The organism is Gordonia sp. UBA5067 (assembly GCF_002414845.1).
In the GTDB taxonomy this organism is placed as follows: domain Bacteria; phylum Actinomycetota; class Actinomycetes; order Mycobacteriales; family Mycobacteriaceae; genus Gordonia; species Gordonia defluvii.
Genome location: NZ_DIAX01000080.1, coordinates 36,469 through 47,755 on the forward strand (window position 1 = coordinate 36,469; position 11,287 = coordinate 47,755).

At 68.2% G+C, this 11,287-nt stretch carries 10 protein-coding genes and 1 tRNA gene; 5 read left to right on the forward strand and 6 right to left on the reverse strand.

Annotated elements, in window-relative coordinates:
• The 3 genes from B4M62_RS13230 to B4M62_RS13240 all read left to right on the forward strand — a co-directional run.
• On the forward strand, window positions 1-274 hold a 274-nt coding region (locus B4M62_RS13230), incomplete at its 5' end, for a hypothetical protein (protein ID WP_290713826.1).
• A 98-nt stretch (window positions 275-372) separates the two neighbouring features.
• Window positions 373-1,626: a pyridoxal phosphate-dependent aminotransferase gene (locus B4M62_RS13235; RefSeq protein ID WP_290713829.1), complete on the forward strand. Its 1,254-nt coding sequence runs from the start codon at window positions 373-375 to the stop codon at window positions 1,624-1,626.
• A 26-nt stretch (window positions 1,627-1,652) separates the two neighbouring features.
• On the forward strand, window positions 1,653-2,417 hold the full coding sequence (locus B4M62_RS13240) for a MerR family transcriptional regulator (protein WP_290713832.1): 765 nt from the start codon (window positions 1,653-1,655) through the stop codon (window positions 2,415-2,417).
• 15 nt (window positions 2,418-2,432) lie between these two features.
• Here the strand turns inward: B4M62_RS13240 and B4M62_RS13245 are convergent, their stop codons facing one another.
• The 5 genes from B4M62_RS13245 to B4M62_RS13265 are packed head-to-tail and all read right to left on the reverse strand — an operon-like array spanning window position 2,433 to window position 7,845.
• Window positions 2,433-3,278, reverse strand: a complete 846-nt coding sequence (locus B4M62_RS13245; protein WP_290713834.1) for a hypothetical protein — start codon at window positions 3,276-3,278, stop codon at window positions 2,433-2,435.
• Window positions 3,279-3,295: 17 nt separating this feature from the next.
• Window positions 3,296-4,684: a UDP-glucose dehydrogenase family protein gene (locus tag B4M62_RS13250; RefSeq protein WP_290713837.1), complete on the reverse strand. Its 1,389-nt coding sequence runs from the start codon at window positions 4,682-4,684 to the stop codon at window positions 3,296-3,298.
• 57 nt (window positions 4,685-4,741) lie between these two features.
• The gene (gene dcd / locus B4M62_RS13255; RefSeq protein WP_290713839.1) at window positions 4,742-5,311 is read right to left on the reverse strand and encodes a dCTP deaminase; all 570 of its coding nucleotides are present in this window, start codon (window positions 5,309-5,311) and stop codon (window positions 4,742-4,744) included.
• Between the two features lie 38 nt (window positions 5,312-5,349).
• The gene (locus B4M62_RS13260) at window positions 5,350-6,351 is read right to left on the reverse strand and encodes a malate dehydrogenase (protein ID WP_290713841.1); all 1,002 of its coding nucleotides are present in this window, start codon (window positions 6,349-6,351) and stop codon (window positions 5,350-5,352) included.
• 42 nt (window positions 6,352-6,393) lie between these two features.
• The gene (locus tag B4M62_RS13265) at window positions 6,394-7,845 is read right to left on the reverse strand and encodes an alanine/glycine:cation symporter family protein (protein ID WP_290713843.1); all 1,452 of its coding nucleotides are present in this window, start codon (window positions 7,843-7,845) and stop codon (window positions 6,394-6,396) included.
• Between the two features lie 100 nt (window positions 7,846-7,945).
• Between B4M62_RS13265 and B4M62_RS13270 the strand changes: the two genes are divergently transcribed.
• Window positions 7,946-8,019: transfer RNA gene (locus B4M62_RS13270), tRNA-Gly, on the forward strand.
• A 24-nt stretch (window positions 8,020-8,043) separates the two neighbouring features.
• Here B4M62_RS13270 and B4M62_RS13275 read toward each other — a convergent pair.
• The gene (locus B4M62_RS13275; RefSeq protein ID WP_290713845.1) at window positions 8,044-10,731 is read right to left on the reverse strand and encodes an ATP-binding protein; all 2,688 of its coding nucleotides are present in this window, start codon (window positions 10,729-10,731) and stop codon (window positions 8,044-8,046) included.
• 79 nt (window positions 10,732-10,810) lie between these two features.
• Here B4M62_RS13275 and B4M62_RS13280 point away from each other — a divergent pair.
• Window positions 10,811-11,287 (forward strand): hypothetical protein (locus B4M62_RS13280; protein ID WP_290713847.1); only part of this gene is annotated, 477 nt, incomplete at its 3' end.

Below are 11,287 nucleotides of genomic sequence, written 5' to 3' on the forward strand. Positions count from 1 at the left end.
CGAAACCAAGCCCGCCGCCAAGGGTTTCGCGATGAAGGGCGGCATGAAGAAGCCCGGTCAGGCCGCGGCGCCCGCCCCTGCCGCGCCCGCCCCTGCCGCGCCCGCCCCCGAAACGCCGACCCCCGAAGTGCCGACCCCCGAAACGCCGGCCTCCGAAGTGCCGACCCCCGAGGCGCCAGCCGAGGCGAAAACACCTGCCGCCACCGAAACCACGCAGGCCAAGGCCAAGGGGTTCGGCATGGCAGCCGGAAAGAAGCGGCCCGGCCAGCACTGATCGGGCTCAGGCTGCTCCAATGTCTTCGGCCCCGGGCGCTGGCGCGGTGAACGCGGGTTCGATGAAATCGGTTTGCGCATGGCTGTCACAATTGACTGGTGAGTAGACCGCACGTTTCGCACCTGAACCAGAACCTCAAGCCGCTTGAGCAGTCCCTCAAGCTGCAGAACGTCTGCTACGAGATCCGTGGACCGGTACACGCGCACGCCGCCCGGCTGGAGGCGGAGGGGCACCGGATCCTCAAGCTGAACATCGGCAATCCGGCGCTGTTCGGCTTCGAGGCGCCCGATGTGATCATGCGGGACATGATCCACGCGCTGCCGTACGCACAGGGATACTCCGAGTCGGCCGGAGTGCTGTCGGCCCGCCGGGCCGTCGTCACCCGCTACGAGCTCATCGACGAGTTCCCCTACTTCGACGTCAACGACGTATTGCTAGGCAATGGCGTCTCCGAACTCATCACCATGACGATGCAGGCGTTGCTCAACGATGGCGACGAAGTGCTGATCCCGTCGCCGGACTACCCGCTCTGGACGGCGATGACCACATTGTCGGGAGGCAAGCCCGTCTATTACCGATGCGACGAGTCCACCGGCTGGCAGCCCGACGTCGCCGACATCGAGTCGAAGATCACCGACCGCACCAAAGCGCTGCTGGTGATCAATCCCAATAACCCCACCGGCGCCGTCTACTCCCGCGACGTGCTCAAACAGATCGCCGAGGTGGCCCGGCGCCATTCGCTCCTGCTGCTGGCCGACGAGATCTACGACAAGATCCTCTACGACGACGCCGAGCACACCTCGATCGCCGCCTTGGCCCCGGACCTGCTGTGCCTCACGTTCAACGGCCTTTCCAAGGCCTACCGCGTCTGCGGCTACCGGGCCGGCTGGGTGGTCATCACCGGCCCCAAGGAGCATGCCCGGGGGTTCATCGAGGGCCTACACGTACTCGCCTCGACGCGACTGTGTGCCAACGTGCCCGGCCAGCACGCGATCCAGGTGGCCCTGGGCGGCTACCAATCGATCGACGCACTGTGCGAACCCGGCGGGCGGCTCTACGAGCAGCGGAACGTCACGTGGGAAAAACTCAACGAGATCCCCGGTGTTTCCTGCGTGAAGCCGCAGGGAGCGCTCTACGCCTTCCCCGGACTGGACCCGAACGTCCACGACATCCGCGACGACGAGCAGTTCGTCCAGGACCTCCTGCTCCAGGAGAAGATCCTGGTCGTCCAGGGCAGCGGCTTCAATCTTGACGATCAGCACCACTTCCGTATTGTGACGCTGCCGTGGGCCCAAGACCTCGCCGAGGCGATCGATCGGATCGGCAACTTCCTGTCCTCGTACAAGCAGTAGCGATCGGCGAAGAGCGAGGCGCGGCGATGACCGAGTACCGGATTGACGACTTGGCCCGGAAGGCGGGCACGACGACGCGCAACGTGCGCGGCTACCAGGACCGCGGCCTCCTGCCGCGCCCAGTCCGGCGTGGCCGGATCGCCGTCTACAGCGACGCCCATCTGGAGCGGCTGCGGGTGATCAACAATCTGCTGCGCCGCGGGTTCACCACTCGTCACATCGCCGACTTCTTCACCGGCATGCAGCGCGGCGACGACCTGGCCGAGGTACTCGGCCTCGAAGATGTCGTCACCAAGCCCTGGTCGTCGGCTCATGCCACGACGATGCCGGCCACCGCGCTGACCACACAGCTGAATGCGCCCGATCCCCGTCAGTTCGCCCGGATGGCGGACTACGGCCTCATCGAGGAAGTCCCCGGATCGGCCGGGCCCCGGCGCTACCGGGTGCTCGACATTGAGACCGTCGAAGCGTACGGCCGCCTGGTCCAACTCGGCGTTTCACTCGACGGCATCCTCGATGCGCACGGGCGGGTGCGCGAGCAGCTGGCCGCCGTCGCGCGCACGGTGATCTCCGCCGGCCGGCAGGTCATCGCCGACCGGCAACACGACAACTGGATGCCGAGCACCGAGGATGAGTCCGCGTGGGCTGCCGAGTTGATTGGTGAACTGCGCAAAGCGGGAATGGTCTCGGCACACAACATTCTCAACCGAGAACTGGATCGGAGCATGGGCGAGCAACTGGCGGAATATCTGGGCGGCGCGAACTCCACTCACCCGCGCGACGACCGGTAGTCGGCGCTCGGCCGGCTACGGCAGCCGGATCGGCGGCAGCCCGGGAATAGGGTTGGGCAGCCATCGCCCCCGCGGACGCGGGCGCGGTGGGCGGCGATCGCTACGCCGCGACTCGGCGGTCGCCTGATTCGCCTGCGCATAGGCCTGTACCGGCCGCGCGATCTGCCGCAGCGCGTCGGCGTCGGGTGCCGGCGGCGGCGCCGCTGCTGGCGCCGGTGCCGCCGCGGCCACCGCGGCCACCGCGGCCGGAGCGCCACTGCTGCCGCGATCCACCGCAAGGAGCGCGACCAATCCGCCGGCGAGAGCGAGGCCGCCGACGGTCGCCGCGATGGTCAGGGTCCACCGGGCTGCCGAGGCGCCCCGCCCGGAATCGGACGTGCGCACGGAGCCGCCGCCGTCATCGTCCGCGGCAACGCGGGCCTGCTGCTGATCGATGTCGGTCCCGGGCACTTCGAATTCAATGGAGTTCTCCCCGCCGGGGAGCGCCGGGCCGGCCGGCGGCCGGGTCCACGCGTCTGTGCGATCAGACACCGGCCGCACGGCCGGGCGTTCGCCGCGGGGCTTGCGGTGCTTGGACGCGGCGTTCTCGTCGGCGAGTGCCAGGTGCGGCGCCACCGCGACTAGGTCGTCGCGGGTCACGAGGAACAGTGATACATGGGACTCGCCCATCAGGAACACGGACGGCGAGAACGTCAGGCGGCGCCGGGCCAGCGCCATCAGGTGTAGGAGTTCAGCTTCCCAATCCGGAGATTCGGGCGGGCGTATCCGCCCGTCGGCGAGCAGGAACCCAGCGAGGGCCCGGTCGATTCCCGGATCAGGAGCGGCGCAGGGTCGCACCGCGGGGCCGGAAATGGTCTGCACCGAGATAAAATAGCATGTTAAACCAGAGATTCACTGTTCTGGGCGGCGGCGACCACCTCGACAGCAGCCGGCGCCGGGCCGTCCACAGTCGATCCCAGGGCACGGTAGTCCCATCCCGCTGCAGTCCAGGAGTCGCCGTCGAGGCACCGCCGGGCGTCGACGATGAGCCGCCGCGCGACGATGCCGGAGAGCTCATCGGGCGACATGTGCACGAACTCTGCCCACTCGGTGGCCACGATCACCACATCAGCGTTCCGCGCTGCGGCGGGGGCCGATTCGGCGTAGCGCAGCGTCGGGAACCCGCGCGCCGCATTGCCCATCGCCTTCGGATCGAACACCGCCACCCGGGCACCGCGCAGGGCGAGCTGCGCGGCGACCGCCAAGGCCGGCGAGTCACGCACATCGTCGCTTTCCGGCTTAAAGGCCGCGCCCAGCACCGCGACATTGCGCCCCAACACGGATCCGTCGCAGGCTCGTTCGACCATGGCCACCGCCGCGGTCCGGCGACGCATGTTCACCTCGTCGACCTGGCGCAGGAAGCTCAACGCAGACCCGACTCCTAGTTCCTCGGCCCGCGCGGCAAACGCGCGAATGTCCTTGGGCAGGCAGCCGCCGCCAAATCCCAGCCCCGCATTGAGGAACCGCCGGCCGATACGGGCATCGTGGCCGATGGCGTCGGCCAGCGCGGTCACGTCGCCGCCGGCCACCTCGCAGATTTCGCTGATCGCGTTGATGAAAGAGATCTTGGTGGCCAGGAATGCGTTGGCGGAGACCTTCACGAGCTCGGCGGTCGCCCAGTCCATGGTCAGATAGGGCGTAGGTTCGTCGAGGATGGCCCGATAGACTTCGGCGAGCTTGTCTGCGGCCCGAGAGTCGGGCCGGCCCGGATCGGTGCCGACCACGATGCGGTCCGGACGGAGGGTGTCGTCGACGGCGAATCCCTCGCGGAGGAACTCCGGGTTCCAGGCGAGTTCGACACTGGCATGCCGAGCGAGTGCGGCGATCTCATCGGCGAGTTCGGCGGAGGTGCCAACCGGGACCGTCGACTTGCCGACGATCAGGTGCTCCCCGCGCAGCTGTCCGACCAGCGCGCGCACCGCGGTGCGCAACGCGGTGAGGTCGGCGGCACCGGAGGTCGGCTGCTGCGGAGTGCCGACACCCAGGAAGTGCACCCGGCCGAACTGGGCCGCTTCGGCGAAGTCGGTGGTGAACCGCAGTCGTCCCGCCGCGATGTTGCGCTTGAGGACGTCATCAAGATTCGGCTCGAAGAATGGCACCGTGCCGGCGCCGAGGGACTCGATCTTGGTGGCGTCGACGTCGACACCGAGAACGTCGTGGCCGAGCTCGGCCATGCAGGCGGCGTGGGTCGCACCGAGGTATCCGCACCCGATCACTGTCATCTTCATGACCCCATGGCTACCGGCGCGCTGCGGCGCGCCGGTGGCCCCCACCCGACGGGTCGGCTACGACTGGATGAAGTTCAGGTACGCCTTCGACGGAGTCGGGCCGCGCTGGCCCTGGTATTTCGAGCCGACCGCCGCACTGCCATAGGGGTGCTCGGCCGGGCTGGACAGCTTGATCAGGCACAGCTGACCGATCTTCATCCCCGGCCACAGCGTGATCGGCAGATTCGCCACATTCGACAGCTCGAGGGTGATGTGCCCGGAGAATCCCGGGTCGATGAAGCCCGCCGTCGAATGTGTCAGCAGACCCAGGCGGCCCAGCGACGACTTGCCCTCCAGGCGACCGGCCAGATCGTCGGGGAGGCTGCACACCTCCAGGGTGGAGCCCAGGACGAACTCGCCGGGATGCAGGACGAACGGCTCACCGTCGGCACGTTCGACGAGCGTCGTCAATTCATCCTGCTGCTGCGCCGGATCGATATGGGTGTAGCGGGTGTTGTTGAAGACGCGGAACAGTCCGTCCAGGCGCACGTCGACGCTCGACGGCTGGACGAGGCCGGGTTCGAACGGCTCGATCTGCAGGCGCCCGGTGTCGAGCTGGGCGCGGATGTCGCGGTCGGAGAGCAGCACGGTTCACCAGGCTATCGGATGACCGGCCGCCCGACACGTCAGATCAGGCCCAGCGCCGCCACCGCCGCACGCTCCTCCAGCAACTCCGAAACCGAGGCGTCAATTCTGGCGCGCGAGAACTCGTCGAGCTCAAGGTCCGGCACGATCGCCCACCGGCCGTCGACGGGGCGCACCGGGTAGGAGCAGACCAGACCTTCCGGCACGCCGTAGGAGCCGTCGGAGATCAGTGCGGTCGACGTCCAGTCGGTCGGGTCGGCGAGGCCGAACCGGCGGTCACGGACGTGGTCGATGATCGCGGTCGCGGTGGACGCGACCGACGACCCGCCGCGCGCCTCGATGATCGCGGCGCCCCGCTGCGCGACCGTTTCGATGAACACCCCGTCGGCCCACTCGGCGCCCACCATCTCCAGCGCCGGGCGGCCGGCCACCGTGGCGTGCCGGACGTCGGGGTACTGGGTGCGCGAGTGATTGCCCCAGATGGTGACTCGTTTGATCTCGCGCACATTGACGCTGGTACGCGCCGCGAGTTGGGCCAGCGCCCGGTTGTGGTCGAGCCGGGTCAGCGCCGTGAAGCGATCACGCGGCACATCCGGTGCGTGCGCGGCGGCGATCATGGCGTTGGTGTTCGCCGGGTTGCCGATGACGAGGACGCGGACGTCGTCGGCGGCGACATCGTTGATGGCGCGGCCCTGCGGGCCGAAGATGGCGCCGTTGCTCGCCAGCAGATCCGACCGTTCCATCCCGGCGCTGCGGGGGCGGGCGCCGACGAGGATCGCGTGATTGGCGCCTTCAAAGGCGACCCGGGGGTCGGCGGTGACTTCGATGCCGGCCACCAGCGGCGACGCGGCGTCCTGGAGTTCCATGGCGACCCCGGCTGCGGCGCGCACCGCCTGCGGGGCCTCCAGCATGCGCAGCCGAACCGGGGTGTGCGGGCCGAAAACCTCGCCGGCCGCAACCCGGAAGAGTAGGGAGTAGCCGATCTGGCCGGCCGCACCGGACAGGGTCAGGGTGGCAGGCTTGGTCAGCGGTGTTGCTTCCATGGCCCCAACTCTGCCAGCCCGGCGGCCTGGCCGCCGACCGCCTCACCGCACCAGCGGTACCGCTCCGGTGACCGATCCCTCGTCCGTCCAGCATGAGATGCCCCGGATATCGGGCATCAGGTCACGGGTGAAGACCGGGTCGCGCCCCTGCGCGCGCTGAGCGCGATAGTTGGCGAGCAGGCGAAACGCCATCGGGGACAGCGCGGCGATGGCGATGAGGTTGATCAGTGCCATCAGCCCCATCACGGTGTCGGCGAAGTTCCAGACGATGTCCGCCGAGGCGACCGAGCCGACGAGCACGGCGACGACGACGAGTGCGCGATAGCCGGTCAACACCTCGCGGCGGCGGGTGATGAACTCGATGTTCGATTCGCCGTAGTAGTAGTTGCCGAGGATCGAGGAGAAGGCGAGCAGGAAGACGACGATGGTCAGCGCGGTATTTGTCCAACTACCGAGGGCGTCGACCAACGCATTCTGCGTCAGGCCGATGCCGCGTTGGGCGCCGGCCAGATCGGGGCTGGAAACGAGGATGATGAACGCGGTGATGGTGCAGATGAGGAAGGTGTCGAAGTAGACGCCCAGCGTCTGGACCAGTCCCTGCTTGACCGGGTGGGTGACCGCCGCGCTGGCTCCCGCGTTGGGCGCCGATCCCAGCCCGGCCTCGTTGGAGAACATTCCGCGCTTGATCCCGGTCAGGACCACGTAGCCCAGCGTCGCCCCCACCACTTCGTTCGGACCCCACGCATTGCCGAAGATCTCACCGAGAACGGCAGGCACTTCGGTGATGTTGACGGCAACCACCGCCAACCCCAGCAGCAGATACCCCAGCGCCATCAGCGGCACGAGGGTCTGGGTGACCGATGCGATGCGCCGCACCCCGCCGAAGACGACGGCGGCGGTCAGAATGCCGACGGCCACGCCGATCGCCCACGGTAGCCACGATGGCCGTTGCCCCACCGTCGTCGACACCGCGGCGGTAATGGTGTTGGCCTGCAGGGAACTGAATGCGAAGGGGAAGCAGACGACGAGGATGACCGCAAAGGCGATACCCATCGGGCGCGCCCGCAACCCGTGCTGCATGTAGTAGGCGGGACCGCCCCGGAACTCGCCGCGGTCCCTAATCTTGAACAACTGCGCCAGCGTCGACTCGATGAAGCTCGATGCACCGCCGACGAACGCCATCACCCACATCCAGAACACGGCCCCGGCACCGCCCACCGCAATGGCGGTCCCGACGCCGGCGATATTGCCGACGCCGACCCGCGATGCCGCCGAGATGGTGAAGGCGCCGAACGCCGACACCGATTGCGGTTCACCATTCTCGTCGACCGGCGTCTTGTCCCGCAGGGTACGAAACATGTCCGGCACCAGGCGCAGCTGGACGACCCCCGACCGGACGGTGAAGTAGACGCCGAGCAGAACGACGATCGGCAGGACCAGCCACGTCCACAACTTGTCGCCGGCGGTGAGCACAAAGCTGTTGACTGAATCCATCGACTCAGTATGTCGGACGGGATACCCGCGCACCGACGAGTCGATACGGTTCGGGGGCGCGAGGTTTGCTACGGTGGTAACCGCCGGTTCGCCGGATAATGCCGATGTAGTTTAGTGGTAGAACATCAGCTTCCCAAGCTGAGAGTGCGGGTTCGATTCCCGTCATCGGCTCCACGATTTCCCAGGTAGCGACCGGCGCTAGCCCCACGGGGGCTGATGGGATGACGCGTTCAATTCGGTTTGAGCCTGGTTGATTTGGTCGTAGGCGTACGTCGCGATGGCGGCGACGCTCATTGCCGCACCTCGCCGCGCTTGCCGTTCGTAGGCCACCTCGCCGAGGACTTCGCGCAGGTGGGAGGTCGCGGTGGTGAACTCGGGATTCGCCGTCTCGGTGAGCGGGCTCACGGCGAAGCCGGCGATGGTGGCCGCCGGTTCATCCCGACCGAGCCGGTCGAAAATGGCGACGAGGACAGTCAGCGGGAAGCGCATCATGCTCGTGTTGCCCGCGTCACGGAAACTCCGGACGGCGAGTGCCACATAGTCGAGCGCGTCCAGCGGGTCGCCGTAATCGGCCTCCAACCGGGCCAGACTGCCCGCGATGCGCGTTTCAGTATTGCGGTTGCCGCTCTGCTGGGCGATTACCAGACCACGGCGCTGCGCGTCCAGGGCCACCGCAGGGTCGGCGTCGCCGAACGCGTAGCCGTAAGCGTAGAGCGCGAACGAGAGCGCAGCAGGGTTGCCGGTGGCCTCAGCAACCTCGATCAGACCGTTCGCGGCGGCCCTCGCCTCCTCTCCGCGGCCCGCGACCGCCAGCGCGATAGTCAGAAATGCCCTGGTGATCCCATGGGTGTCACGGCCGAGTGCGAGCCGGGCGCGACACCAGTCGACCTGCCTTTCGGGCTGGCCGACGTGCAGGTACGCGGCGCCCAGCAGGCCGTCAAGGCCGAATGGCACCTCGTCGCGGCCACTGTCGAACACCAGCCGGCCCGCGTCGCTGTAGCCGACAGCTGCCTCGATCCGGCCGGGCCACCAGCACGAGGACGCCATCGAATACAGGAATGCCAGTCTCGGATGAGCGGCGGCGCGGGCGGGCTCGAGCAACTCCTCGGCCCACAGGGTCGGCTCGTAATTGTGCATCCAGAAGCCGAGCCATGCCGTCCACGTCGCGATGGTGCCGGCGACGTCGAGGTCCCGTTGATCTGCGGCCCACCGGAATGCGGCGCGCAAGTTGGACAGTTCGACCGTGAGCCAGTCATATGCCTCGCGCTGGCGCGGGCCATCCCACCGGGAAATGATTCCGGCCTCGCGTTCGGCGTAGTACCGCGCATGGGCACCCCGAACCTCGGCGGATGAACCGCCGGCCACGAGTTGTTCCTCGGCGAACTGACGAATCGTCTCCAGCGCCGAAAAGCGGGTTTGGGCAGCGGACCGGTCCGCGACGAGAAGCGACTTGCGGACCAGGGCATCGAGCACCTCGAGGACGGCGTACTCGTCGAGATCATCGGACCCGGCCACCGCGCACGCGCTGTCGAGGTCGAATCCGCCCGCGAAGACCGCACAGCGTTGCAGCATTGACTGTTCGGTGCCGGAAAGAAGATCGTAGGACCACGAGACGGCGTGGCGCAGTGTGTGATGGCGCTCCAGTGCGCGCCGCGTACCGACCAGCAGCCGGAATCGCTGATCGAGGCGATCGCGCACCTCGCCCGGCGTCATCGATCCCATCCGGGAGGCGGCCAGCTCGATGGCCAACGGGATCCCGTCGAGCCGAGTGCAGATCTCCACCACCGGGCCCGCCACCTCGGCCTGGTCAACCGAGAATTCCGGCGATACCGCTTGCGCTCGTTCGACGAACAGGGTCACCGCCGTCGAGTTGATTCCAGCGCCCACGTCAAGTGTCGGCACCGGCCACACGTGTTCGTCTGCGACGGCCAGGGCCTCGCGGCTGGTGGCCAACACCCGCACGGTCGCCGAGCGGGCGAGAATCACCTCGATCAGGTCGGCCGCGGCGTCGAGCACATGCTCGCAGTTGTCGATCACCAATAGGCGTACCCGGCCGTCTAGCGCGCCGGCCACGGACTCGCTCACCGACGTGTCCGCTTGTCGGGTGACGCCCAGCACGGTCGCGACCGCGTCGGGCAGGGCCGCCGGGTCACTGATCGCCGCCAGCTCGAACACCCAGATGCCGTCCGGGAACTCGTCCTCGAGCTGCGCCGCCACCGCCAGCGCGAGACGGGTCTTGCCCACCCCGCCGACACCGGTGAGCGTCACCAGCCGATGGGCCCTGACCGCCGCTTGGATCTCCGCCAGGTCGGACTCGCGCCCGATCAATCCGGCCACGGCCGCCCGCAGGTTGCCCGCGCTCGGTTTCAGGGCCCGCAGGCCGGGAAACTCCTCCCGCAGGCCGGCGGCCCGCACCTGAAACACCCCCACCGGCACCGGTACGCCCCGCAAGCGCCGCAGACCCAAATCGAGAAGGTCTACTCCGCCAATCAGGCCCGCAGTTGAGTCGGCCAACAGGATCTGGCCGCCATGACCGGCGGCCATCACCCGTGCGGTCCGGTTGAGGACCGGCCCGAAATAGTCGCCGTCGCGCAGTTCGGCTTCGCCGGTCGCCATCCCCATCCGCACCGGCAACCCCAGCTCCCGCTGCGCGGCCACGGCGGCATCCACCGCCGGACGCGGCGCGAAGAATGCCGCACAGACGCCGTCGCCGGTGTGCTTGAACAGGATCCCCCCGTGTGCGGCAATCACCGAACGCAACACTTCGTCGTGCGCGGCCAGTGCCGCCCGCATCCCCTCGGCGTCAGCCTCCCACCGACGAGTCGAGCCCTCGACATCGGTGAACAGAAAGGTAACGACACCCGAAGGCGGTCCCGCCACGGCCACCCGCCCAGGATGTCACAAAAAGACCCAGGTAGATCGGCCAATCGCAACGGTGCCGAGCAACGTGGGTAGTGTCGAAGCCGTGTCGCCCCCTCCTTCGCGACGCACCAAGGGCGCTGTCCTCGCTGCGTTGTCCCTCGCCACGCCGCTGGCGCTGGTGCTCGGCACGGCCCCGGCCCGGGCCGCGCCGCCAACCGTCACCATCACCGTCGACGCCGCTCATCCCGGCCGAGTCATTCCACGCGACTTCGTCGGGCTGTCCTTCGAGGCGGACCAACTGCACCGCACCTGGACCGACCCCGATCGCGGCAACGTCGCCGCCCTGCTCGGCAACCTCGGCACCGGCAACCTCCGGTTCAGCGCCAACCAGGTCGACAACACCGCCTGGATGCCCGACCCCGGTGCGCCGACTCCGGCCTGGGCCACCGACGGCCAGCGCATCGTGCCCGACGACCTGTCTCGCGTCGGACGCCTCGCCGCCCGCACCGGCTGGAGCGTCGACCTGGGGGGGAACCTGTCTCTTATACACATCTCCGCGCCCACCAGACTAAGCGTAATT